The organism is Mesorhizobium sp. P2_F8 (assembly GCF_056403655.1).
Genome location: NZ_JBFUFB010000014.1, coordinates 36,246 through 61,707, shown reverse-complemented (window position 1 = coordinate 61,707; position 25,462 = coordinate 36,246). Strand labels below are relative to the sequence as shown.

Annotated in this window: 22 protein-coding genes and 1 tRNA gene; 2 read left to right on the top strand and 21 right to left on the bottom strand. The window is 63.0% G+C overall.

The window, feature by feature from the left end; translation table 11 throughout:
• Positions 1-42: 42 nt before the first annotated feature.
• A tRNA-Leu gene (locus tag AC1DZP_RS28605) sits at positions 43-127 on the bottom strand.
• Positions 128-361: 234 nt separating this feature from the next.
• Here AC1DZP_RS28605 and lipB point away from each other — a divergent pair.
• Entirely contained in the window at positions 362-1,105 is a 744-nt protein-coding gene (gene lipB, locus AC1DZP_RS28600) for a lipoyl(octanoyl) transferase LipB (RefSeq protein ID WP_477307041.1), read from the top strand.
• A gap of 70 nt (positions 1,106-1,175) precedes the next feature.
• On the opposite strand, the gene AC1DZP_RS28595 is transcribed toward lipB, so the two are convergent.
• The 6 genes from AC1DZP_RS28595 to mce all read right to left on the bottom strand — a co-directional run bounded on the left by AC1DZP_RS28595 (position 1,176) and on the right by mce (position 7,568).
• The gene (locus tag AC1DZP_RS28595) at positions 1,176-2,426 is read right to left on the bottom strand and encodes a site-2 protease family protein (protein ID WP_477307039.1); all 1,251 of its coding nucleotides are present in this window, start codon (positions 2,424-2,426) and stop codon (positions 1,176-1,178) included.
• 525 nt (positions 2,427-2,951) lie between these two features.
• Positions 2,952-3,644 carry an ABC transporter ATP-binding protein gene (locus AC1DZP_RS28590; protein ID WP_206073731.1) on the bottom strand — a complete coding sequence of 231 codons (693 nt, stop codon included), beginning with the start codon at positions 3,642-3,644 and terminating at the stop codon, positions 2,952-2,954.
• Positions 3,641-4,927: a lipoprotein-releasing ABC transporter permease subunit gene (locus tag AC1DZP_RS28585; protein ID WP_477228755.1), complete on the bottom strand. Its 1,287-nt coding sequence runs from the start codon at positions 4,925-4,927 to the stop codon at positions 3,641-3,643. Before AC1DZP_RS28585 ends, AC1DZP_RS28590 begins: the two co-directional genes overlap by 4 nt.
• Complete coding sequence (gene proS / locus AC1DZP_RS28580; protein WP_477307036.1) at positions 4,924-6,252, bottom strand: proline--tRNA ligase; 1,329 nt, start codon at positions 6,250-6,252, stop codon at positions 4,924-4,926. The genes AC1DZP_RS28585 and proS overlap by 4 nt, the downstream gene beginning before the upstream one ends.
• 630 nt (positions 6,253-6,882) lie before the next feature.
• Positions 6,883-7,167 carry a DUF1467 family protein gene (locus AC1DZP_RS28575; protein ID WP_095087253.1) on the bottom strand — a complete coding sequence of 95 codons (285 nt, stop codon included), beginning with the start codon at positions 7,165-7,167 and terminating at the stop codon, positions 6,883-6,885.
• A complete protein-coding gene (gene mce / locus AC1DZP_RS28570; RefSeq protein ID WP_477307035.1) occupies positions 7,164-7,568 on the bottom strand; it encodes a methylmalonyl-CoA epimerase in 405 nt (134 codons plus the stop codon). Before mce ends, AC1DZP_RS28575 begins: the two co-directional genes overlap by 4 nt.
• Positions 7,569-7,826: 258 nt before the next feature.
• On the opposite strand from mce, the gene AC1DZP_RS28565 reads away from it, so the two are divergent.
• Positions 7,827-8,621 (top strand): MBL fold metallo-hydrolase, encoded by a 795-nt coding sequence (locus AC1DZP_RS28565; RefSeq protein WP_477307033.1) that lies wholly within the window; start codon positions 7,827-7,829, stop codon positions 8,619-8,621.
• 16 nt (positions 8,622-8,637) lie between these two features.
• On the opposite strand, the gene AC1DZP_RS28560 is transcribed toward AC1DZP_RS28565, so the two are convergent.
• The 14 genes from AC1DZP_RS28560 to AC1DZP_RS28495 all read right to left on the bottom strand — a co-directional run bounded on the left by AC1DZP_RS28560 (position 8,638) and on the right by AC1DZP_RS28495 (position 25,453).
• On the bottom strand, positions 8,638-10,308 hold the full coding sequence (locus AC1DZP_RS28560; RefSeq protein ID WP_457153272.1) for a ribonuclease J: 1,671 nt from the start codon (positions 10,306-10,308) through the stop codon (positions 8,638-8,640).
• Positions 10,309-10,341: 33 nt separating this feature from the next.
• Entirely contained in the window at positions 10,342-11,163 is an 822-nt protein-coding gene (locus AC1DZP_RS28555; RefSeq protein ID WP_477307031.1) for a biotin--[acetyl-CoA-carboxylase] ligase, read from the bottom strand.
• Positions 11,164-11,168: 5 nt separating this feature from the next.
• Entirely contained in the window at positions 11,169-12,605 is a 1,437-nt protein-coding gene (nuoN, locus tag AC1DZP_RS28550) for an NADH-quinone oxidoreductase subunit NuoN (protein WP_477307029.1), read from the bottom strand.
• 19 nt (positions 12,606-12,624) lie between these two features.
• Complete coding sequence (locus AC1DZP_RS28545; RefSeq protein WP_095087237.1) at positions 12,625-14,130, bottom strand: NADH-quinone oxidoreductase subunit M; 1,506 nt, start codon at positions 14,128-14,130, stop codon at positions 12,625-12,627.
• Positions 14,130-16,103, bottom strand: a complete 1,974-nt coding sequence (gene nuoL / locus AC1DZP_RS28540; RefSeq protein WP_477307027.1) for an NADH-quinone oxidoreductase subunit L — start codon at positions 16,101-16,103, stop codon at positions 14,130-14,132. Before nuoL ends, AC1DZP_RS28545 begins: the two co-directional genes overlap by 1 nt.
• 10 nt (positions 16,104-16,113) lie before the next feature.
• Positions 16,114-16,422, bottom strand: a complete 309-nt coding sequence (gene nuoK / locus AC1DZP_RS28535) for an NADH-quinone oxidoreductase subunit NuoK (RefSeq protein ID WP_023676620.1) — start codon at positions 16,420-16,422, stop codon at positions 16,114-16,116.
• A 1-nt stretch (position 16,423) separates the two neighbouring features.
• Positions 16,424-17,044: an NADH-quinone oxidoreductase subunit J gene (locus AC1DZP_RS28530; protein WP_095087233.1), complete on the bottom strand. Its 621-nt coding sequence runs from the start codon at positions 17,042-17,044 to the stop codon at positions 16,424-16,426.
• A gap of 127 nt (positions 17,045-17,171) precedes the next feature.
• Entirely contained in the window at positions 17,172-17,663 is a 492-nt protein-coding gene (gene nuoI, locus AC1DZP_RS28525; protein ID WP_023812382.1) for an NADH-quinone oxidoreductase subunit NuoI, read from the bottom strand.
• Entirely contained in the window at positions 17,663-18,706 is a 1,044-nt protein-coding gene (gene nuoH, locus AC1DZP_RS28520) for an NADH-quinone oxidoreductase subunit NuoH (RefSeq protein ID WP_095087231.1), read from the bottom strand. The genes nuoI and nuoH overlap by 1 nt, the downstream gene beginning before the upstream one ends.
• A gap of 2 nt (positions 18,707-18,708) precedes the next feature.
• Positions 18,709-20,790 (bottom strand): NADH-quinone oxidoreductase subunit NuoG, encoded by a 2,082-nt coding sequence (gene nuoG, locus AC1DZP_RS28515; RefSeq protein WP_477307025.1) that lies wholly within the window; start codon positions 20,788-20,790, stop codon positions 18,709-18,711.
• 73 nt (positions 20,791-20,863) lie between these two features.
• Positions 20,864-21,562, bottom strand: a complete 699-nt coding sequence (locus AC1DZP_RS28510; RefSeq protein WP_477228762.1) for an NADH-ubiquinone dehydrogenase — start codon at positions 21,560-21,562, stop codon at positions 20,864-20,866.
• 101 nt (positions 21,563-21,663) lie between these two features.
• Positions 21,664-22,968 (bottom strand): NADH-quinone oxidoreductase subunit NuoF, encoded by a 1,305-nt coding sequence (gene nuoF / locus AC1DZP_RS28505; protein ID WP_477307023.1) that lies wholly within the window; start codon positions 22,966-22,968, stop codon positions 21,664-21,666.
• Between the two features lie 10 nt (positions 22,969-22,978).
• The gene (locus tag AC1DZP_RS28500) at positions 22,979-24,262 is read right to left on the bottom strand and encodes an NADH-quinone oxidoreductase subunit E (protein ID WP_477307021.1); all 1,284 of its coding nucleotides are present in this window, start codon (positions 24,260-24,262) and stop codon (positions 22,979-22,981) included.
• Entirely contained in the window at positions 24,263-25,453 is a 1,191-nt protein-coding gene (locus tag AC1DZP_RS28495; RefSeq protein ID WP_477307019.1) for an NADH-quinone oxidoreductase subunit D, read from the bottom strand. It abuts the gene before it with no gap.
• Positions 25,454-25,462: the final 9 nt, after the last annotated feature.

The following is a 25,462-nucleotide window of genomic DNA, read 5'->3' as shown; positions in this document are numbered from 1 at the left end:
CTGCCGTCAGAGCTCGCCATAAGCAATCTGTCAGGGAAAATTTGGTGCGGTCGAGAAGACTCGAACTTCCACGGGTTGCCCCACAGCGACCTCAACGCTGCGCGTCTACCAATTCCGCCACGACCGCACGTGGTAGGAGCCGGAACCGACCGGCTCGCGGCGTGTAGCAAATCGTTTCCGGCGAAACAAGTGCGCCGCAAGCAATAATCGCCAGCGATTGGCATAACGTTCCACAGAATTGGAATGCGTAGCCGAAACTGGACGTTTCGGCCCGATAGCGCCATATGGAAGGCAAATGCATCCCGCCCAAAAGCGCAAGGCGGTTTTTGGGATCATCGCATGCATAACGAAGCGAGAAGCCATGCCAGAACGCAGCCAGATCGCCACGTCGTTCCTGCCGCTCCCCGGTTCAGCACCGGTCGAATGGCGCATCGAGCCTGGCCTCACCGCCTATCCCGATGCGCTGGCCTTCATGGAGGAGCGTGCCGAGGCGATCCGAAGCGGTGCCGCCGGCGAAATGGTCTGGCTTGTCGAACATCCGCCGCTTTACACCGCCGGCACCAGTGCCCGTAGCGAGGACCTGATCGACGCGAACCGTTTTCCAGTGTTCGCGGCTGGGCGCGGCGGTGAGTACACCTATCATGGGCCGGGCCAGCGGGTCGCCTATGTGATGCTCGACCTGAAGCGGCGCCGCGAGGATGTCCGTGCTTTTGTCGCCGCGCTTGAACAGTGGATCATCGGCACGCTCGCCGCCTTCAACGTGCACGGCGAACGCCGCGAGGACCGCGTCGGCGTCTGGGTGGTGCGGCCGGATCGCCCTGCCCTGCCGGACGGCTCGCCGGCCGAGGACAAGATTGCCGCCATCGGCATCAGGCTGCGGCGCTGGGTGAGCTTTCACGGCATCGCCATCAATGTCGAACCGGATCTCGACCATTTCAGCGGCATCGTGCCGTGCGGCGTGCAGGACCACGGCGTCACCAGCCTTGTCGACCTCGGCTTGCCTGTAACAATGGCGGACCTCGACCTGGCCCTGAAATCTGCCTTCGACGACGTCTTCGGTCCCGCCACGGCTTTGCCTGTCGAAGCCGCCCGCAAGGCCGGCTGACCCATCCGGTCTGGAAACGGCTCAAGGTGGTGTTGAGATCTCAGGCCGGCATCATCTGAATATCAACACCTCAGATGAGCTGCGCCGACGCCCACAGGACGCCGAAGCCATGGATGGCGAACACCGCCAGCAGCGCGCCGGCGATGACGAAGCGGTCGACGGTGCGGATCGGTTTCAGCTCATGGCGCGGCTTTACCCCGCTGCGCATCGTCAGCAGGCTGAGTATTGAAAAGACCGCGCCCGCGGCGAGCAGAAAGCCTGGGGAGAAGCCGGCCTGTCGGCCAAGCGCCAGGAAGGCCGAAAGCAGGGAGAACGAGGCCAGCGCCAGCACGATCGGCCCCGGGCAGATCTGGCGCAGCACCTGGCCGCCATCGAACTTCCACACAGGTACCAGATTGGCAATGTTGAACAGGGCAGCAAAACCCGCCAGCGTCGCCAGCAGGATTGCTGCCAGTCGATATCCTTCCGCGCCGGCAAAGGTGCTGGCGGCGATGACGACCGGCACCAGGAAGGCGGAAAAGCCAGCGCCCATCAACGCCACGAAGGCGACTTCGAAACGGCTGTCATATGGCCGCCCGCCAATGGCGATGCCGCCGAGCAGCGGAATGAAGATCATGCGCGCCTTGTTGTGACCCATCAGGCGAAACGCGGCCATGTGGCCGAGCTCGTGCAGGGCCACCACCGACGTGAGGATCGCTGCCAGCGCCAGTCCGCCGAGATGAAGACCGAAGAACGGCCACAGGATCAATGCCGACAATGCCGCGAAGCCGACCTGGCTGAGCGGATGCTCGAACCAGCCGCCCTTGCGATACTGTCCCGTTCTTGCCCAGCGCTGCAGCTTGGAGAGTTCTCGGCGCATGGCGAAATAGCGGAACACCAGGAAGGCAAAGCCGCGATAGCGATCGGTCTGGCCAAGCGTGATCCGCGTGCCGCTGCCTTCAGAAACGAGCTCAGTGGTCTCGCGAAAATCCTTCCAGAACGAGGCGTCGAGCGCGGTATCCTCGATGACCCGCATCGAGAAACGGCTGCCCTCGACCACGTCTTCAAACCGCGACTTGCGCTCGATCGGCTTACCGTCGCGGCCTTCCCAGGACAGCATGATGCGGGCCATGCCCTCGCCGTCCAGCGGCTCGGCCGAAAGGATCTCGCCGGACCAGCCGGCATCGCTGCCAAGCGGCCACAGCGCCTGCCAGAGGCGCTGCCGGTCCATAGCCACGACACGGCTGAGCCTGATCGTGCGCAAACCAAGCGGCACGCTCATCAAGAGAAAGATCAGCCCGAGATTGCTGGCCACGAGGATGGTCGTGACGATGGGCGACACGCGACGTTGCTCCCTGTCTTGGAGGGACTACCCTAAACGTCGCGGCGGCAAGAAAAGCTTAACAGGAAAGCTCGGTTCCCGGATGCATGCCATTCGCGTCGGCGTCTCAGTGAATGGCATGCCGCCAGCGTTGATGCCCCCCTCTCCCCGTTTTTAACGGGGAGAGGGTAAGTGTGAGGAGTTTCGCGCCCGAGGGACGCTTGCGTTCGCGCCACGTCCTCAACTCCAGATCACATGGCGCCGATCCAGATCGCCATGGAAATGAGAAAGGTGCTCATGCAAACCAGTGAGATGACATCCTGAACCAGATCGGTCATAACTCTCTCCTGTTGTTGATATGTTTTTAATTTGTTCTAATTTTGTTCTATTGTCAACGGTCGGAATCCGGCCGCGTCCGGAATTTCCGGGCGATCAAATCGGCAGGGTTAAGGAAAGGTTGACGGGCGTGCGACAACCATCAATGGAGCCGCAACGCGCACTGAGGGCGGGCTGTCCGCGAGCGCGCCAGGTCTGTCGAGACTGAGATCAGCTCGAGCCGAGCGGCACCACTTTGCCGTCGGCCAGCGTGACGCGCCGGTCCATGCGCGAGGCCAGTTCGTGATTGTGGGTGGCGATCAGCGCCGCGAGGCCCGATTGCTTGACCAGCGCCGCCAGCGCCTCGAACACATAGGAGGCGGTGACCGGGTCGAGGTTGCCGGTCGGCTCGTCGGCCAACAGCACCAGAGGTGCGTTGGCAACCGCGCGGGCAATGGCGACGCGCTGCTGCTCGCCGCCGGAAAGCTCGGACGGACGGTGCGACGCGCGCTTGCCGATCTGCATGTAGTCGAGAAGTTGCGCCGCGCGCTCCGACGCCTCCTTGCGGCTCAGCCCTTTGATGAGCTGCGGCATCATGATGTTTTCCAGCGCCGAGAATTCCGGCAGCAGGTGATGGAACTGATAGACGAAGCCGACATCGTTGCGGCGGATCGCCGTGCGCTCGTCGTCGGAGAGCCGCCCGCAGGCACGGCCGGCCAGGATGACGTCGCCGGCATCAGGCCGCTCCAGCAGGCCGGCAGTGTGCAGCAGCGTCGACTTGCCGGTGCCCGACGGCGCCACCAGCGCCACCATCTCGCCGCGCTTCAGCGAGAAATCGGCGCCGTTGAGAATGGTGAGCTTGCGCGGCCCCTGGACGTAGTGCCGCTCGACGCTCTTCAGCTCGATAATGGCCTCGGCCATCATTCATACCTCAAGGCTTCGACGGGATCGAGCCGGGCGGCCCGCCACGCTGGAAACACCGTTGCCAGGAAGGACAGCCCGAGTGCCATCAGGATGACATAGGTCGTCTCGCGCGGATCCATTTTTGCCGGCAGCTGGCTGAGGAAATAGAGCTCCGGGTTGAACAGCACCTTGCCGGTCATCCAGGAGAAGAACTGGCGGATGGATTCGATGTTGGTGCAGATCAGCACGCCGAGCAGCACGCCGGCGATCGTCCCGGTCACGCCGATCGCCGCCCCCGTCATCAGGAAGATGCGCAGGATGGCGCCGCGCGACGCCCCCATGGTGCGCAGGATGGCAATGTCATGCCCCTTGTCCTTCACCAGCATGATCAGGCCGGAAATGATATTGAGCGCCGCCACCAGCACGATCAGCGTCAGGATCATGAACATGACGTTGCGCTCGACCTGCAGGGCGGAAAAGAAGGTCTCGTTACGCTGGCGCCAGTCGACGAGGTCGATTGGCCGCTGCGCCGCCTCCTCCACCTTCGGTTTCAGTGCGTCGACATCATCGGGATTGTCGACATAGATCTCGATCGTCTGGGCCCGGCCGTCCATGTTGAAATAGAGCTGCGCCTCCGAGAACGGCATGTAGACGATGGAACTGTCATATTCCGACATGCCGACTTCGAAGATCGCGGTGATCGGATAGCCCTTCATGCGCGGCGTCGTGCCAAGCGGCGTCACGTCGCCGTCGGGCGAGATCAAGGTGATCGTGTCGCCGAGCGCCAGGCCGAGATTCTCGGCCATGCGCTTGCCGATAGCGACGCCCTCGCCGGTGTCGAAACCGGCGATCGAACCCTGCTTGACGTTGGCCGCGACGATGGCGATCTTGCTCAGATCCTCGCCGCGTATGCCGCGCACCAACGCGCCGGTTCCGCCGCCGACATTGCCTTGCGCCAGCACCTGGCCATCGATCAGCGGGATGGCGTATTTAACCCCGGGCACGCCGTTGATGCGGCCGGCGACCTGTGCGTAGTCCTCAAGCGGCGAATCGAGCGGCTGCGCGATCAGATGGCCGTTGACGCCGAGGATGCGCGTCAAAAGCTCCGCCCGGAAGCCATTCATCACCGCCATCACCACGATCAGCGTGGCGACCCCCAGCATGATGCCGAGGAAGGAGATCGAGGCGATCACCGAGATCACCGTCTCCTTGCGCCGCGAGCGCAGGTAGCGCCAGGCAACCATGCGCTCGAAGATGGAAAAAGGTCCTGCGCCCGCCGATCTTGCCGCCGCCACGTCGCTCATGCGGCACTGCCAAAGCGTTTTTTCGCGTCGGCGATCGGCAGCGTCTCGCGCTCACCGGTCTTGCGATTCTTGATCTCGATCTCGCCTGCGGCAACGCCGCGCGGCCCGACGATGACTTGCCACGGCAGGCCGATCAGGTCGGCGGTGGCGAACTTGCCGCCCGGCCGCTGGTCGGTGTCGTCGTAGAGCACATCCTTGCCGGCAGCGACGAAGGCAGCATGCAGCTCGTCACAGACGCGGTCGCACTCGGCATCGCCCGCCTTCATGTTGATCAATCCGATGTCGAATGGCGCCACCGCTTCCGGCCAGATGATGCCGTTGTCGTCATGGCTGGCTTCGATGATCGCCGCGACCAGGCGCGACGGACCGATGCCGTAGGAGCCGCCGGAGACGAAATGATCCTTGCCGTCGGGGCCGGTCACCTTGGCGCCCATCGGCTTGGAGTATTTGTCGCCGAAATGGAAGATGTGACCAACCTCGATGCCGCGTGCCGAAACCTTGTCACTTTCGCCGATCTTCTCCCATGCCGCCTCGTCATGCATCTCGTCGGTGGCGGCGTAGGGCGTCGTCCATGTCTTGACGATGTCGCCGATCTCGACGTCGTTGGCGAAGTCGGTCTTTTCTCCGGGCACGTCGAGCGAAAGATAGTCGCGATGGCAGAAAACCTGGCTCTCGCCGGTGTCGGCGAGGATGATGAATTCATGGCTGAGATCGCCACCGATCGGCCCGGTGTCGGCCCGCATCGGAATCGCCTGCAGGCCCATGCGCGTAAACGTCCTGAGATAGGACACGAACATCCTGTTGTACGCCGCCTTGGCGCCCTCGAAGTCGAGGTCGAAGGAATAGGCGTCCTTCATCAGGAATTCGCGCGAACGCATGACGCCGAAGCGCGGCCGCACTTCGTCACGGAATTTCCACTGGATGTGGTAGAGATTGAGCGGCAGGTCCTTGTAGGACTTCACGTAGGCTCGGACGATCTCGGTGACCACTTCCTCATTGGTCGGGCCGTAGAGCATGTCGCGGTCCTGCCGGTCCTTGATGCGCAGCATCTCCTTGCCGTAGTCATCATAGCGTCCGCTTTCGCGCCACAGATCCGCCGACTGGATGGTCGGCATCAGGATTTCCAGCGCACCGGCGCGGTTCTGCTCCTCGCGGATGATCCGGCAAACCTTGTCCAGCACCCGCTTGCCGAGTGGCAGCCACGAGAAACTGCCCTGCCCCTGCTGGCGGATCATGCCGGCGCGCAGCATCAGCCGGTGCGAGACGATTTCGGCCTCGCGCGGATTTTCTTTGAGGATAGGCAGGAAATAGCGCGACAAACGCATGGACTGGTCCGTGAGTGAGGATGGCCGCGCGGGAATCGGCGCGACACGGGCTTGCTTGCCCCGGCTTCATAGCCATTTCATGGCGGAATGGAAACCCGGACGCATCGATCCGAAAATCGGAAATCGGCTTCGGAAAGGCACGATACATTGGGTCGAACATGCCTGAGCGGCCTCGCGCGTGCCTCGGACACCCGGCGTTCCAGGGATGCTGCAGTGCCGCGCGCGTCTTACTGGTCGTTTCCCAAGCAAAGCCTGCCACACTATTGTGCAGTGCAGCACGAGAATGCCCGTTTCAAGGCAAAATTCTACGTGACATTTTCATTCGCGTTGGGCTAATGTGCCCCGATAACCGAGAGGGTAGAGAAAAATCTGCTCTCCTACGCGGTCAAAGTCTTGGGAGGATGCGATCTAGGCGCGGTAACTCGCTGCCGCCGGAAACCGGAAACAGATCGGACGCGTTTAAATTGCAAGGCCTTGTGCCTTGCATTTTTTTTGTGCAAACATCTGGTTAGCAGCAGAGATTGATATACTGGATGACCGTGCGTCAACCGGCACAAGGCCAGAATCGCCATGGCCTCCAGGCGATATCGTGTCGATCTCGAATCGGCTGAAACGCGGCCTGAAAACGGCCTATTTCGTTGGCGTCTGACTGAATTCCGGAATGATGTGCGGCACCTCGTCGAGGCTGTATCCCAACCCTTTCGTCAGGCCGTAGAAAATGCCCATGAGAACCGCCGTGGCGACGGTGGTTCGCAAGATGGCGCGCAGCATATGCGGGCCGCGCGGCGCACTTGGAACCGTGCCCAGCGTCACGTCGTGATCGTCGTCCTGTGTCCTGACGCTGAACGGCAGCACGACGAACAGCACGATCCACCAGGTGGCGAAGAAAAGTGCGGTGAACGATACCCAGCTCATGATTGCTCCAGTTCGATCAGCGTACCGAAGAAATCCTTCGGATGCAGGAACAGCACCGGCTTGCCATGCGCACCGGTCTTCGGATTGCCGTCACCCAGCACGCGCGCACCTGCGGCCTTGAGCTGGTCGCGCGCGGCCAGGATGTCGTCGACCTCGTAGCAAAGATGGTGCATGCCGCCGGACGGGTTCTTCTCCAGGAAGGCGGCGATCGGCGAGCCCTCGCCCAGCGGCTCCAGAAGTTCGATCTTGGTGTTGCCGACATTGACGAACACCACGGTCACACCGTGCTCCGGCAGTGCCTGCGGCTCCGTCACTTCGGCGCCGAGCGTGTTGCGATAGGCGGCGACGGCCGCAGCCAGATCCGGCACCGCAAGCGCGACATGGTTCAGGCGTCCGAGCATATCCGAGCTTTCTCTCCTGGATCCCGATGGCTGGCGTCATACGTCAAATCGACTGATATCAACAGCCTTTCACCAGGCGCGCACTGTCGCACTTCGATGAGCCGTCCTCGAACGCCGTTGAACCGGCCGAGAGTTTCAAAAATAGCCGCCCAGGCTGTTCCAATCGGCAACTGCGAAGTACAAACGGCAATGTCCGATGCCCACCCTTCTCGCCCACGCGTTTTCACATTCAGCGTTGGCTCATTCAAGGTTGCCGCTTTGCTTGATGCCGTCGATGTTCGCGACAATCTTGCATCGGCCCTGGCGCCTGGACAGTCCCCAACCGAGGTGCACGAACTCGCTGACTCGAACTTCATCGACCGCGATCGCTACGAGCACTGTTTCATCCCGACGCTGATCGACACCGGTTCCGAAAAGATCCTGTTCGACACCGGATGCGGAGATGCGGACAGTTCGCTTTTGGATTGTCTGCAGGACCTTGGGCTCGGGCCTGATGACATTGACGTGGTGATCATCACACACGGGCACCCGGATCACATCGGAGGACTTGTGAAGGATGGCGAACCCGTTTTCAGGCGGGCACGCTATGTATTCGGCGCGGCGGAATTCAGCTTCTGGTCCGAGGGAAATGCGGTGCGCGAGGCCAGATTGAAAAATCGTGATCTATTCAGGCGCAGTTGCAGCAACCTGGCCGACCAGGCAGCATTCATAGCGCCAGGAGACAAGGTTGCGCCTGGCATTACCGCCATCGACGCAGCCGGTCATTCTCCCGGGCTGCTGGCGTTTCTCGTCGAAAGCGACGGACAGCAATTGCTCATCTGGTCGGACGCCTTCCTGCACTATGTCGTGTCCATCCAGCGGCCAGATTGGCGTGCCGATCTGGATGATGACAAAGACCTGGCGATCGAGACCCGCAGGCGACTTCTGAAGATGGCGGCGGAACAGCGCCTGCTGGTCGCGGGCCATCACATGCCATTTCCAGGTCTGGGCTATGTCGAGCAGGTGGACGGTTCTTTTCGCTGGCTTCCCGTCAGCTATCAGCTGAACGTGTAGGGAACGCTGCCACCCCTCACCGGGTGACGAACACCGTCACCAGCGGTTTCTTGCCCCAGGCTTCGTTGGCAGCGCCGCGCACGGCGCGCCGTACCGCCTCTTGCACCAGGTCGAGGTCTTTTCGCCGCTGGCGGGGGATCGAATCCACGGCGCCGACTGCCGCATCGATCATCAGATCCTCGAGCGTCTCACCGCTTGCATCGGCCTCGGCGACGCCGATGGCAACCAGATCGGGATCGCCGGCAAGCTCATATTTGTCGTCGAGCACGACATTGACCGCGACATGGCCGGCAAAGGACAGCTTGCGCCGGTCGCGAATGCCCATCGCCTGATCGGTGCCGATCAGACTGCCGTCCTTGTAGATGCGCCCGAACGGCACCTGGTCGATGATGGTGGCGGGGCCGGGAGCGAGCCTGAGCATGTCGCCGTCTCGCACCTGCGCCACCTGGCCGATGCCGGAGGTCGACATCAGCGACCCCTGCGCCACCAGATGCGCCGCCTCGCCATGCACGGGAACGCCGATCTGCGGCCGCACCCATTCGTACATCTTGCGCAATTCGCTGCGCCGCGGGTGGCCGGAAACATGCACCAGCGCGTCGCCGTCCTCGATGATCTTGATGCCGAGGTCGATCAGGCGGTTCTTGATCTCAAGGATCGCCTTTTCATTGCCGGGGATCGTGCGCGATGAAAACACCACTGTATCGCCGGCCGTCAGCGACACCGATTTCATTTCTTCGCGCGACAACTTGGCCAGCGCCGCCAAAGGCTCGCCCTGGCTGCCAGTGCAGATGATCACCAGGTTTTCGCGCGGTATGAAGCCAAAATCCTCTTCGGCGATGAACTCGGGCAGCCCATCCATGTAGCCGAGTTCATCAGCCACATCGATCACCCGCTTCAGCGAACGGCCGAGCACCAGGCACTGGCGTCCGGCATCGCGCGCCGCCTTGGCAATGGAGACGATGCGGCCGACATTAGAGGAGAAAGTGGTGACGGCGACGCGCCCCTTGGCGGCCTGGATGACGCCCTTGAGGCCCTCGCCCACGGCGACTTCCGAAGGCGACTCGCCTTCTCGCAGCGCATTGGTCGAATCGCAGATCAGCGCCAGAACACCCTTGTCACCATAGGCGCGGAACCGCGCTTCGTCGGTCTTGGGTCCGATCGTCGGTTCCGGATCGATCTTCCAGTCACCGGTGTGGATGACGGTGCCGGCCGGCGACGTGATCGCCAGCGACATTGGCTCGGGGATGGAATGCGCGACGGGAATGGCTTCGATCTCGAACGGGCCGACGGTGAATTTCTCGCCCGCCCGGTAAATGGTCAGCGGGATCTTCGGCGCGCCCTGCTCACCCTGCCGCTTGGCTTCGAGCAGGCCGGCGCTGAACGGCGTCATCCAGACCGGGGCCTTCAGCTTCGGCCAGGTGTCGAGCAGCGCGCCGTAATGGTCTTCATGCGCATGCGTGATGATGATGCCGCGCAGATTGGCGAGGTTCTCCTCTATGAAGCGCGTGTCGGGCAGCACCAGGTCGACGCCGGGCAGGCTGGCGTCGGGGAAAGTGACGCCGACATCGATGACGATCCACTCGCGCGCGCTCGGCGGGCCGTAGCCGTAGAGGGCGAAGTTCATGCCGATCTCGCCGACGCCGCCGAGCGGCACGAAGACGAGTTCGGCGTTTTCCGCTTTCGCCATGATCTTTCCCTTCCTGGCCCTCAGGCCAGCCCGTTAGACGCGGGCAGACGCCACCGCGCCGAAATGCACGTCGCCGGCGGCGATCGTCAGAATAGAACCTTCATCGTCGCGGATCACGAAACGGCAGTCCTCGTCAATGGTTTCAAACACGCCGCGCACCACATTACCGTCAATTCTGACAGCAACCTCGCCGCCAAGCCCCGCAGCCCGTGCCAGCCAGCGTTGCCTGACGGCGGCAAGTCCGCGCCCCTCATCCCACAACCGGGCATTCTCGCTCCAGGCATCCGACAGCGCCAGAAACAATGTTTCCGCATCGCATGTCGCGCCCAGCGCGCGCAGTGAAGTTGCCGGATAAGGCAAATCCTCGGGATATGCCACAACATTGACGCCGATGCCGACAGCCACCGCGAAACGGCCGCCGTCCAGGATCGCCGATTCCAGCAGGATGCCGGCCAGCTTGGCGCCGGCGGCAAGCACGTCGTTCGGCCATTTCAGCTCGAAACGGTTTTTGCCCGCACTTGCGCCGTCGAGGCCTATGGCGATCCGGCCCTTCGGCACGACCGCGTCGAGTGCATCGGCCAGCGCCAGCCCGGCCACGAAGCCAAGCGTCGCGGCAAGGCGAAGTTCGGCAGTGGTGATGACAAGCAGCGTCGCCGCGAGGTTGCCTTCCGGCGTCGCCCAGACACGGCCGCGCCGCCCGCGCCCGCTTTCCTGCTTCTTGGAAACGACCCACAATCTGCCGGGGTCGCCGGCGCGGGCATGGTCCAGCGCCAGCGCATTGGTGGAGCCGACGCTGTCATGTGCCTCGAGCCGGAACCCTTCCGACGCCGAGGTAGGAGCCAGCCGAAACGCCATGCCGTTTAGAAAAATGTCTTGGCGGCGGCTTCGGCATAGGTGCCGATCGGCCCGCCGATCAGCACGTAGAACAGCACGAAGGCGCCACTGACGCCGAGCACCAGGCGCAGTTCACTCGCCATCGGCACAAAGCCGCCAACCGGTTCGTCGAACCACATGATCTTGATGATGCGTAGATAGTAATAAGCACCCACCACCGAGGCCAGCACGCCGATGATCGCCAGCGCGTAGAGGTTGGCGTTGATGGCGGCGAGGAAGACGTACCATTTCCCCCAGAAGCCGGCGAGCGGCGGAATGCCGGCCAGCGAGAACATCAAGATGGTCAGGATCGTCGCCATGATCGGGTTGGTCGACGACAGGCCGGCCAGATCACTGATCAACTCGACATTGCCTTCCTTGCGCCGCATGGCGAGGATGAAGGCGAAGGTGCCGAGCGTCATCACCAGGTAGATCAGCATGTAGATGGCGACGCCACGCACGCCCGCCTGGCTGTTGGCGGCAAGGCCGACCAGCGCGTAGCCCATGTGGCCGATCGAGGAATAGGCCATCAGTCGCTTGATGTTGGTCTGGCCGATCGCCGCGAAGGCGCCGAGCGCCATTGAGGCGATCGAGATGAAGACGATGATCTGCTGCCAGTCCGAGGCGATCGGCTTGAACGCGCCCATGGTGACGCGCACCATCAGCGCCATCGCCGCCATCTTGGGAGCAGCCGCCAGGAAGGCCGTCACCGGTGTCGGCGCGCCTTCATAGACGTCGGGCGTCCACATGTGGAACGGCACCGCCGAGATCTTGAAGGCAAGGCCGGCCAGCACGAAGACCAGACCGAAAACCAGGCCAAGCTGGCGCTCGCCGCTGCCCAGCGCCGTGGCGATCTCCTGGAAGCCGGTGTTGCCGGTGTAGCCGTAAACCAGGCTGATGCCATAGAGGAGCATGCCCGACGACAGTGCGCCGAGGACGAAATACTTCAGGCCGGCCTCGGTCGAACGCAGATTGTCGCGGTTGATCGCCGCCAGCACGTAGATCGCCAGCGACTGCAGTTCGAGGCCGAGATAGAGCCCGATCATGCTGTTGGCCGAGATCATCAGCATCATGCCGAGCGTGCAAAGCAGGATCAGCACCGGATATTCGAATTTATCGAAATGCTCCGCTTTGGCAAAGCGCATCGACATCACCAGCGTCACCGCCGAGCCGATCAGCGCCAGCACCTTCATGAAATGGGCGAAGGAATCTTGGATGAAGGCATTGCCATAGGCGCTGCCCTGCCCCGTGCGGAAAACCAGCCAGGCGCCTGATACCACCAGCACGGCGACGGCGAGACCGGTCACCGTATTGGCGGTGTTGGCGCGCGAATAAGCGCCGACCATCAGCAGCGCCAGCGCGCCGATGGCGAGGATCAGCTCTGGCGTCGAGAGCGACAGGCTGGAGAGAAGGTCCGGCGTCATGGTTCGCAAAACCCTTGGGTTAATTCGCCGCCGCGGTCTGCGCGGCGCCGATGGATGCAGTGACATTGGTGACGAGCGACTTGACCGATTGGGCCGTCGCGTCGAAGACGGGCGCCGGATAGACGCCGAAGAATATGACCAGCACAACCAGCGGGTAGATGATCACCTTCTCGCGCGGCGACAGATCGAGCAGGCCCTTCAGGCTGTCCTTGGTCAGCGCGCCGAAAATCACCCGGCGATAGAGCCACAGCGCATAGGCTGCCGACAGGATGACGCCGGTGGCTGCGAAGAACGCCACCCAGGTGTTGACCCGGAAGACGCCGAGCATGGTCAGGAACTCGCCGACGAAGCCGCTGGTGCCGGGCAGGCCGACATTGGCCATGGTGAAGACCATGAACACGGTGGCGTATTTCGGCATGTTGTTGACCAGCCCGCCATAGGCGTCGATCTCGCGCGTGTGCATGCGGTCGTAGATAACGCCGACGCACAGGAACAGCGCGCCCGAGACAAGGCCGTGGCTGAGCATCTGGAAGATCGCGCCCTGCACGCCTTCCTGGTTCATGGCAAAGATGCCCATGGTCACGAAGCCCATATGGGCGACCGAAGAATAGGCGATCAGCTTTTTCATGTCCTCCTGCATCAGCGCCACCAGCGAGGTGTAGATGATGGCGACGACCGACAGCGTGAACACCAGCGGCGCGAACATTTCCGACGCCAGCGGGAACATCGGCAGCGAGAAGCGCAGGAAGCCGTACCCGCCCATCTTGAGCAGGATTGCGGCCAAGATCACCGAGCCCGCTGTCGGCGCTTCGACATGCGCGTCAGGCAGCCAGGTGTGCACCGGCCACATCGGCATCTTCACCGCGAAGGAGGCGAAGAAGGCGAGCCACAACCAGGTCTGCATGTTGGCCGGGAAATTGTGCGTCAAAAGCGTCGGGATGTCGGTCGTGCCGGACTGATAGAACATCGCCATGATGGCGAGCAGCATCAGCACCGAGCCGGCCAGCGTGTAGAGGAAGAACTTGAACGAGGCATAGACGCGCCGCTTGCCGCCCCAGACGCCGATGATGATGAACATCGGGATCAGGCCGGCCTCGAAGAAGACGTAGAACAGCACGATGTCCAGCGCGCAGAACACGCCGATCATCAGCGTTTCGAGCAGCAGGAAGGCGATCATGTAGGCCTTGACGCGCTTCTCGATCGCTTCCCACGAGGCCAGGATGCAGAGCGGCATCAGGAACGTCGTCAGGATGACGAACAGCATTGAAATGCCGTCGACGCCCATATGGTAGGAGATGCCGGAGTCGAGCCAGGCAACCTTCTCGACGAACTGGAAACCCGCTTGCGAATTGTCAAAGCCGGTCCAGATGAACAGCGAGATGATGAACGTGAACGTCGTCGTCAACAGCGCGATGGCGCGGATGTTGCGGCGCGCGTTTTCACTGTCATCATTGATGAACAGGATGAGCAGCACACCAACCAGCGGCAGGAAGGTGACCAGCGAGAGGATTGGCCAGGCGGTCATCAGAGCATCATCCAGGTGACGAGTGCGGCAACGCCGATCAGCATGGCGAAGGCATAGTGGTAGAGGTAGCCGGTCTGCAGCTTGACGACGCGGTCGGTGACATCGATGACGCGCGCCGAGATGCCGTCAGGACCAAGACCGTCGATGATGGTGCCGTCGCCGGTCTTCCACAGGAAACGACCGAGCCGCTTGGCCGGCCGCACGAACAGGAAGTCGTACTGCTCGTCGAAATACCACTTGTTGAGCAGGAAGGCGTAGAGCAAGCGGTGGTTGGCGGCGACGCTTCGCGGCAATTCCGGCGAGCGGATGTAGAACTTCCAGGCCAGCGCGAAGCCGATCAGCATAGCGATGAAGGGCGAGAGCTCGACCCACAGCGGCAGTTCGTGGATTTCGTGCAGGATGTGGTTGTCCGGCAGTGTGAACAGCGATGCCTTCCAGAACTCGGCATAGCCCTCGCCGATGAAGGCGCCGTGGAAGATGATGCCGGCGAACAGCGCGCCAGCGGCCAGGATGAACAGCGGCACCAGCATCACCGGCGGCGATTCATGGACGTGGTGCATCACCTCATGGCTCGCCCGCGGCTCGCCATGGAAGGTCATGAAGATCAGCCGCCAGGAATAGAAGGAGGTGAAGCAGGCGGCGATGACCAAAAGCACAAAGGCGAGGCCGGCAACCGAATTGTGGCCGGCAAAGGCGCTTTCGATGATGGCGTCCTTGGAGAAGAAGCCGGCGGTGCCGATGACCGTCACCGGAATGCCGACACCGGTCAGCGCCAGCGTGCCGATCACCATCATCCAGTAGGTGGTCGGGATCAGCTTGCGCAGGCCGCCCATGTTGCGCATGTCCTGCTCGTCGGAGACGGCGTGGATGACCGAGCCCGAGCCGAGGAAGAGCAGCGCCTTGAAGAAGGCATGCGTGAAGAGGTGGAAGATCGCGGCACCGTAGGCGCCGACGCCGAGCGCCACGAACATGTAGCCGAGCTGCGAACAGGTCGAATAGGCGATGACGCGCTTGATGTCGTTCTGGACGAGGCCGACGGTTGCCGCGAAGAAGGCGGTGAAGGCGCCGATGAAGGTCACGACCGTCAGCGCCGAATGCGACAGTTCGAACAGCGGCGACAACCGCGCCAGCATGAACACGCCCGCCGTCACCATGGTGGCGGCGTGGATGAGTGCGGAGACCGGCGTCGGGCCCTCCATGGCGTCCGGCAGCCAGGTGTGCAGCGGCACCTGCGCCGACTTGCCCATGGCGCCCATGAACAGCAGCAGGCAGACGATCGTCATTGCCGACTGCTTGTCGAGCGCGTGCCCGAGGAAGGTCAGCACGGCGGCACCTTGCGGCGCGCCTTCAGCGGGAATGAACGTCGCCGCATTGGCGAAGATGGTGCCCAGATTGACCGAACCGAACAGCACGAACAGACCGAAAATGCCGAGCGCGAAGCCGAAATCGCCGACTCGGTTGACGACGAAGGCCTTGATCGCGGCGGCGTTGGCCGACGGCTTCTTGTACCAGAAGCCGATCAGCAGGTAGGACGCGAGACCCACCCCTTCCCAGCCGAAGAACATCTGCACCAGATTGTCGGCGGTCACCAGCATCAGCATGGCGAAGGTGAACAGCGACAGATAGGCGAAGAAGCGCGGCCGGTTCGGATCGTGGTGCATGTAGCCGATCGAATAGATGTGGACCAGCGCCGACACAGTGTTGACCACCACCAGCATCACCACCGTCAGCGTGTCGATCCGGAGTGCCCAGGACGCTTCCAATCCGCCCGACTGGATCCAGCGCAGCACCGGCACGGTGAACACCTCGCCATGGCCGAAGCCGACGCTGAAGAACGCAACCCACGACAGCACCGCCGCGATCACCAGGAAGCCTGAGGTGATGTATTCGGACGCCTTGGCGCCGAGCGACGTGCCGAACAGGCCGACGATCAGGAAGCCGAGCAGGGGAAGGAAGACGATGGCCTGATACATGGTGGTTCCGTCAACCCTTCATCATGTTCACGTCTTCGACCGCGATCGAGCCGCGGTTGCGGAAGAAGACGACGAGAATGGCAAGTCCGATGGCAGCCTCGGCCGCCGCGACCGTCAGCACGAACAGCGCGAACACCTGGCCGACCAGATCGCCGAGTGCCGCCGAGAAAGCGACGAAGTTGATGTTGACCGCGAGCAGGATCAGCTCGATCGACATCAGGATGACGATGACGTTCCTACGGTTCAAAAAGATGCCGAACACGCCGAGCGTGAACAGGATCGCCGATACGGTCAGATAATGTGCGATGCCGACGACCATCTCAGACTCCTTCGCCCGACTTGACCTTGCGGATTTCCATGCCGGTCGCCGCGGTGCGGCCGACCTGGGCTGCGATCGACTGCCGCTTGACCCCTTCCTTGTGGCGCAGCGTCAAGACGATGGCGCCGATCATGGCGACCAAGAGCACGAGGCCGGCGATCTGGAAGTAGTAGAGGTAGTCCGTATAGAGGATGTCGCCGAGTGCTGCCGTATTCGAGCGCGTGGCGAGGTCCGGAATGGGCTTGGAGACCGTCGAGGCGAGCTGCGGTGCGAATGTGTAACCGCCCAGCACGACAATAAGCTCCGCCGCCAGGATCAGCCCGACCAGCGCGCCGATCGGCGCATACTGCAGCGCGCCTTCCTTCATCTCCGCGAAATCGACGTCGAGCATCATGACGACGAACAGGAACAGCACCATGACCGCGCCGACATAGACGACGAGCAGGATCATCGCCAGGAACTCGGCGCCGGTCAGCATGAACAGGCCGGCCGCGTTGAAGAAGGTCAAGATCAGGAACAGCACCGAATGCACGGGGTTGCGCGACGAAATGACCATGAACGCCGACGCCACCGCGACAAAGGCGAAGAGGTAGAAAAAGGCCGCCTCTAGTCCACTCAGCATGGGGTTCCCCCGGGTTCCTGTCCGGACCGGCTCTCGCCATGTCCGCTTCTGTGGCTTGGTACCGCCTCCGGTTCCCAAGTCGCGTTGTCCTTAGACGAGGCCCCTCGCCCCGTCCATGCGTCAAATATCAGCGATACGGCGAGTCCAGCGAGATGTTGCGCGCCAGTTCGCGCTCCCACCGGTCGCCATTCGCCAAAAGCTTGTCCTTGTCGTAGTAGAGCTCTTCACGCGTCTCCGTCGCGAATTCGAAATTCGGCCCCTCGACGATGGCGTCGACCGGGCAGGCTTCCTGGCAGAAGCCGCAATAGATGCACTTCACCATGTCGATGTCGTAACGCACCGTGCGGCGCGTGCCGTCATTGCGGCGCGGGCCGGCTTCGATGGTGATCGCCTGCGCTGGGCAGATCGCCTCGCACAGCTTGCACGCAATGCAGCGCTCCTCGCCGTTGGGATAGCGGCGCAACGCATGCTCGCCACGGAAGCGCGGGCTGGTCGGCCCCTTCTCGTGCGGATAGTTGATCGTCTCCTTCGGTGCGAAGAACTGGCGCATCGACAGGAAGAAAGCGCTGACGAAATCCTGCAGCAGCAGCGATTTTGCGGCTTGGGATAGAGCGGACATCACGCAAACCCCGTGATCTTGAGGAAGGCGGCGGTGGCGACCACCATGAACAGCGAGATAGGCAGGAACACCTTCCAGCCGAGCCGCATCAGCTGGTCGTAGCGGTAGCGCGGCACGAAGGCCTTCACCATGGAGATGCCGAAGAACACGAAGCAGACCTTCAGCACGAACCAGATGACGCCCGGCACCCAGGTGAACGGCGCGAAGTCGAAGGGCGGCAGCCAGCCGCCGAGGAACAGGATGGTGGCCAGCGCGCACATCAGCACGATGGCGACATACTCACCGAGGAAGAACAGCAGGAACGGCGTCGACGAGTATTCGACCATGTGGCCGGCGACCAGTTCCGATTCGGCTTCCACCAGGTCGAAAGGCGGCCGGTTCGTCTCGGCCAGCGCCGAGATGAAGAAGATGACGAACATCGGGAACAGCGACAACCAGTGCCAGTCGAGGAAGGTGTTGGGCAGGCCGAGCTTGGTGCCCAGCCCATCCTGCTGCGACAGCACGATATCGGACAGGTTGAGCGAACCGGCGCACAAAAGCACGGTGACGATGACGAAGCCGATCGAGACTTCATAGGACACCATCTGTGCGGCCGAGCGAAGCGCACCGAGGAACGGATATTTCGAGTTGGACGCCCAGCCGCCCATGATCACGCCATAGACCTCGAGCGAAGAGATCGCGAAGACATAGAGGATGCCGACATTGACGTTGGCGATCGCCCAGCCCTGGTTGACCGGAATGACCGCCCAGGCCGAGATCGCCAGCACGGCAGAAACCAGCGGCGCCAGGAGAAAAACGCCCTTGTTGGCGCCGGACGGGATGACCGGTTCCTTGAAGACGAACTTCAAAAGATCGGCGAAGGCCTGCAGCGTGCCCCACGGGCCGACGACGTTCGGGCCGCGGCGCAGCTGTACCGCAGCCCAGATCTTGCGGTCGGCGTAAAGGATATAGGCGACGAAGATCAAAAGCACGACGATCAGAACGACCGACTTGAGAAGGATCAGCAGCGCCGGCAGCACGTAGAAGGAGAAGAAAGTGTCCATGCTTATTCCGCCGCCTGCTTGAAGCCGCTCTTGGCCAGTGCCGAGCATTCCGCCATCACGGCCGATGCCCGCGCGATCGGGTTGGTCAGGTAGAAGTCCGTGACCGGCGAGGTGAAGGTGCCCTTGTTCAGCCGCCCGCCGAGCTTCGCCACCTTGGCGATGTCCTCGGCATTGCCGGCCGCGACCTGGTCGATGCGGGCCAGATGCGGGAATTCGCCATAGAGCTTCGCACGCAGCTGCGGCAGCGAATCGAACGGCAGCTTCTTGCCCAGCACATCCGACAGCGCCCGCAGGATCGCCCAGTCCTCGCGCGCATCGCCCGGCGCGAAGCCGGCGCGGTTGGTCTGCTGCACGCGCCCTTCCGTGTTGACATAGGTGGCCGACTTTTCGGTGTAGGCTGCCGCCGGCAGGATGACATTGGCACGGTGCGCGCCCTGGTCGCCATGCGTGCCGATATAGACGACGAAGGCGCCGCCGGTCTTGGCCATGTCGATTTCGTCAGCGCCAAGCAGGAACAGTAGTTCCATCTCGCCCAGCATGCCGGCGACGTCCTTGCCGCCCTCGCCCGGCACGAAGCCGAGATCGAGGCCGCCGACGCGACCCGCCGCATTGTGCAGCACTGCAAAGCCGTTCCAGTCCGCCCTTGCGGCGTTGACCGCGGCGGCTAGCTTTGCCGCCTGGCCGAGCACGGCCGCACCATCGGCGCGCGCCAGTGCGCCCTGGCCGACGATGATCAGCGGATGCGTCGCCTTCTTCAGCGTCTGGAAGAACTTGCCGTTGCCGTCGGCCAGATCCTTCAGCGAATCCGGTCCGGCGCCCAGTTGTTCGTAGTCGTAGCGCGTGTCGCCGACATCGCCGATGACGCCGACCGGCAGATTGCCGATCCGCCAACGCTTGCGGATGCGGGCGTTGAGCACCGAGGCTTCATAGCGCGGATTGGCGCCGATGATCAGCACCGCGTCGGCCTGCTCGATGCCCTCGATGGTCGGGTTGAAGATATAGCTGGCCCGGCCGAGCGCCGGATCGAGTGCGGCGCCGTCCTGACGGCAGTCGGTGTTCTTCGAACCGAGCGAAGCCATCAGCAGCTTCAGCGCGTAGATTTCCTCGACCGCTGCGAGATCGCCTGCAATGGCGCCGATCTTTTCTGGTGTTGTCTTCGACACCGCATCCTTGATCGCGGCAAAGGCCTCGGGCCAGCTTGCCGGTGCCAGCCTGCCATCCTTGCGCACATAGGGGCGGTCGAGGCGCTGCGTGCGCAGACCGTCCCAGATGAAGCGGGTCTTGTCGGAGATCCACTCCTCGTTCACCTGCTCGTTGACGCGCGGCAGGATGCGCATCACTTCGCGGCCGCGGCTGTCGACGCGGATCGCCGACCCGACGGCGTCCATCACGTCGATGGATTCGGTCTTGGTCAGTTCCCACGGCCGCGCCTGGAAGGCGAACGGCTTCGAAGTCAGCGCGCCGACCGGGCAAAGGTCGATGACATTGCCCTGCAGCTCCGAGGTCATCGCCTGTTCGAGATAGGTGGTGATCTCGGCGTCCTCGCCACGGCCGATCAGGCCGAGTTCGGAAATGCCGGCGACTTCGGTGGTGAAGCGGACGCAGCGCGTGCAATGGATGCAGCGGTTCATCACCGTCTTGACCAGCGGGCCGATATACTTGTCTTCGACCGCGCGCTTGTTCTCGTGATAGCGCGAGGAATCGACGCCGAAGGCCATCGCCTGGTCCTGCAGGTCGCATTCGCCGCCCTGGTCGCAGATCGGGCAATCCAGCGGATGGTTGATCAGCAGGAATTCCATCACGCCCTCGCGGGCCTTCTTGACCATCGGCGTGTTGGTAAAGATTTCCGGCGCCTCGCCATTCGGGCCGGGGCGCAGGTCGCGCACGCCCATGGCGCAGGAGGCCTGCGGCTTGGGCGGTCCGCCCTTCACCTCGATCAGGCACATGCGGCAATTGCCGGCGATCGACAGCCGCTCATGGAAGCAGAAACGCGGCACTTCCGCGCCAGCGTCTTCCGCCGCCTGCAGCAGCGTGTAGTGGTCGGGTACAGTGATCTCTTTCCCGTCGACCTTGAGCTTTGCCATTCGCCTCAAACCCCTGCGGATTTCCCGCAATCTCTTGTCCCGGGCACGGTCAAAACCGCACCCGGCATTTCATTCATTTCCCGACGGCGAGTGCCGACGCCTGGGCAGTCCAATCGTCACGGACGATACGGCCGGTGAGCGACAAATAATCTTCGACCCAGGCAACCTCTTCCGGCACCCATGCGGCGATCTGGGCATATGTCCAGATCCCCAGGCCATTGAGAACCTTCTCCAGCTTCGGACCGATGCCCGATATCGCCTTGAGGTCCGACGGCTCCGCCGGCTTGTCCATAGCCTTCGGCTGCCTGAAATCCTCCGGCATCAACCCGGCCGGAGCCGGGCCTGCTGCTGGGCCGGCATCGGCGACCGGCACTGCGTCGGCTGCCTCCCTGGCAACCATGTCAGTCACGTCCTGCGCGAAGGATTGCGCTTCGGCAATCAAGGTCTTGGTCGCCGCGCGGGCGGCCTTGGAGGCGCTCTTTTCCGTCTCCGGGAAGCGCTCGGTGCGCGCCTCGAAATCATCGACGATCGGCTGCAGCAGCCGTTGCGAGGCTTCGGCAGCCCCCGAGAGTGCGCCCAGCCAGACGCCGAAGGCGTGGTTCGCCAGCCCGATACCGAGCGCCGACATCGCCGCGGCACCCGCCACTGGATGCGCGAGAAGGTTGACGGCGCTCGCCATCTCCTTCGGCATCATCCTGGTCAGATCCTGGTTCATCTTCTCGAACTGGTCCAAATTGGGCATCAATGAGTAGGGTGTCGAATACGGCGCCATAGATATCTCCTGGTCGTTTCTTCGTTCGCCCGCCCCGGTTGTCTCAAATCGGGCACTTGCCCGCATTCCGCTCCGGGCTTTCGCCCGAATTCACAAAGTCTCTATTCCGCCGCCACCATCACCGGCTCGGCCCGGTGCGCATTGCGCGAAAACTCGTCGATGCGCCGTTCCACCTCGCCGCGGAAATGCCGCATCAGACCCTGGATCGGCCATGCCGCCGCGTCGCCCAGCGCGCAGATCGTGTGGCCCTCGACCTGCTTGGTGACGTCGAGCAGCATGTCGATCTCGCGCTTCTGCGCTTCGCCGCGCACCAGCCGTTCCATCACCCGCCACATCCAGCCGGTGCCTTCACGGCACGGCGTGCACTGGCCGCAGCTCTCGTGCTTGTAGAAGTAGGAAAGCCGCGCGATCGCCTTCACGATATCGGTCGACTTGTCCATGACGATGACAGCCGCCGTGCCGAGGCCGGATTTGAGGTCGCGCAGCGCGTCGAAATCCATCGGCGTATCGATGATCTGCTCTGCCGGCACCAGTGGCACCGAAGCGCCGCCCGGGATGACCGCCAGGAGATTGTCCCAGCCGCCACGAATGCCGCCGCAATGCGTCTCGATCAGTTCGCGGAACGGGATCGACATCGCCTCTTCGACCGTGCACGGGTTGTTGACGTGGCCGGACACGCAAAACAGCTTGGTACCGACATTGTTGGGCCGGCCGAAGGACGAGAACCAGGCGGCACCGCGGCGCAGGATGGTCGGCGCAACGGCGATGGATTCGACATTGTTCACGGTTGTCGGGCAACCATACAAGCCGACATTGGCCGGAAATGGCGGCTTCAGCCGCGGCTGGCCCTTCTTGCCTTCGAGGCTTTCGAGCAGCGCCGTCTCCTCGCCGCAGATATAGGCGCCGGCGCCATGGTGCATGTAGATGTCGAAGTCGTAGCCGGACGTGTTGTTCTTGCCGATCAGCTTGGCTTCGTAGGCCTCGTCGATGGCCCGCTGCAGCGCCTCGCGCTCGCGGATGAACTCGCCGCGAACATAGATGTAGGCGGCAATCGCACCCATGGCGAAGCCTGCAAGCAGCGCGCCCTCGACCAGCGTGTGCGGGTCATTGCGCAGGATGTCGCGATCCTTGCAGGTGCCGGGCTCGGATTCGTCGGCATTGATGACGAGGTAGCTCGGCCGGCCGTCGCTCTGCTTGGGCATGAACGACCATTTCAGGCCCGTCGGAAAGCCGGCGCCGCCGCGCCCGCGCAGGCCGGATGCCTTCATCTCGTTGACGATCCACTCGCGCCCCTTGGCGACGATGCCGGGCGTGCTGTCCCAGGCGCCACGCGCCATCGCGCCGGCCAGCGACTTGTCGAAGAGGCCGTAGATGTTGTTGAAGATGCGGTCTTTGTCCTGAAGCATTTTTCGTCCCTCAGACCGGCTTCTTGCCGAAGACGCGGATATATTCGGCGACGCCACCCTTGGCGAGCGCCTTGGCCTGCTTGACCCAGTCGTCGCGATCGATGCGGCCGTGGAAAGCGAGATAACCGTCCACCCACTCGCGCTCGGCCTTCTTCCAGGAAGCAACCTGCGCGAAGGTGAAAATGCCCAGGGAATGCAGGACGCCCTCGATCTTTGGGCCGACACCAGAGATCAACTTGAGGTCGTCGACCAGCGCCGGCCTGTCGATGCCGGCCGGGCGGTTCTTATCCTCGAGCGACGGCTTGGCCGGCTTGTCAGCCTTCGCGGCTGGCGCCTTGACCTCCGGCGCCTTGAAGGCGGCTGCTGGCTCGGCCTTGGTCCTTGGACCGTTGCGCGGCTTGGAAACCTGCTCGACTTCGGGGGCCGCCTTGTTGGCATTGGCGGCCGAATGCAGTGGGGCCGAAACGCTCGCCGCCTTTTCAGCTGCCGGCGCGACCTTGGTCTTTGAAGGCGTCTTCAAGGCCGGGCTGGTTTCAAGCGCATCGGTCTTCGGCTTGCTGGCATTGGACGGTGCGACAGGAGCGGCAGCGGGCGCGACCGTGGCGATTATCGCTTCGGGCACCGCCTTCGCGGCCTTGGCCGCCTCCCTGGCTTCCCTGTCGCGGGTCGACTTGAGGATCGCCTTTTCGCTCTTCAGGGTCGTGAGGCCGGAGGCTGGCTCCGAACCGGTGCGGCCGTCCTGGGGCCCTGGCGCCACCGAGGCGCCCTTGCCGGCGCCGTAGAGATCGATGATCTCGGCCAGACGCCCGGGCGTCAGATCCTCGAACGTGTCCTTGAAGATCATCACCATCGGCGCGTTGACGCAGGCGCCAAGGCACTCGACCTCTTCCCACGACAAGGTGCCCTTGTCGTTGGTGTGGAACTGGTCGTGATGGATTTTTGAGCGGCACACATCCATCAGCGCTTCCGAGCCGCGCAGCATGCAGGGCGTGGTGCCGCAAACCTGGATGTGGGCGCGGGTGCCGACCGGGCTCAACTGGTACTGCGTGTAGAAGGTGGCGACTTCCAGCCCCCTGATACGGGGCATGCCGAGCATGTCCGAAATCGTCTCGATGGCCGCCTTCGTTACCCAGCCTTCCTGCTCCTGCGCCAGCATCAAAAGCGGAATGATCGCCGACTGTTCGCGGCCCTTGGGATATTTCTTAAGCCATTGCTTCGCCGCTGCCGCATTCGCCCGGTTGAAGGCGAAGGATGCTGGCTGGACGCTGGCTTCTGCGAGACGGCGGACTGACATTTAGCGATCGACCTCACCAAACACGATGTCGAGGGAGCCGAGAACGGCGGTGACGTCGGCCAGCATGTGGCCGCGGCAGAGGAAATCCATGGCCTGCAGATGCGCGAAACCGGGGGCGCGCAGCTTACAGCGGTAGGGCTTGTTGGAGCCGTCGGAGACGAGATACACGCCGAACTCGCCTTTCGGCGCTTCAACCGCCGCATAGACCTCGCCGGCCGGCACGCGGTAGCCCTCGGTGTAGAGCTTGAAGTGATGGATGAGCGCTTCCATCGAGCGCTTCATCGCCTGGCGCTTCGGTGGCACCACCTTGCCATCGAGGTTCGACACAGGGCCGGTGCTCTCCTTGCCGAGCAAGAGGTCGATGCACTGGCGCATGATCTTCGCCGACTGGCGCATTTCTTCCATGCGCACGAGGTAGCGGTCGAAACAGTCGCCGTTCTTGCCGATCGGAATGTCGAAATCCATTTCCGAATAGCATTCATAGGGCTGCGACTTGCGCAAGTCCCAGGGCGCGCCCGAACCACGTATCATCACGCCCGAGAAGCCCCAGGCCCAGGCATCGGCCAGGGAGACGACGCCGATGTCGACATTGCGCTGCTTGAAGATGCGGTTGCCGGTGAGCAACTGATCGAGGTCGTCGATCGACTTCAGGAACGGGTCGATCCACTTGCCGATGTCCTCGACCAGCTTCTGCGGCAGGTCCTGATGGACGCCGCCGGGGCGGAAATAGGCGGCATGCATGCGCGAACCGGAGGCGCGTTCATAGAACACCATCAGCTTTTCGCGCTCGACGAAGCCCCACAGCGGCGGCGTCAGCGCGCCGACGTCCATCGCTTGCGTCGTCACATTGAGGATGTGCGACATGATGCGGCCGATCTCGCAGTAGAGCACGCGGATCAGCTGGCCACGCTTCGGCACTTCGATGCCGAGCAGGCGCTCGGCGGCCAGGGCAAAGGCATGCTCCTGGTTCATCGGCGCGCAATAGTCGAGCCGGTCGAGATAAGGCACCGCCTGCAGGTAGGTTTTGGCCTCGATCAGCTTTTCCGTGCCGCGATGCAGCAGTCCGATATGCGGATCGACGCGATCGACGACTTCGCCGTCCAGCTCCAGCACGAGGCGCAAAACGCCGTGCGCCGCGGGGTGTTGCGGGCCGAAATTGATGTTGAAGTTGCGGACGGAGGTTTCAGCCATTCTGGCGCC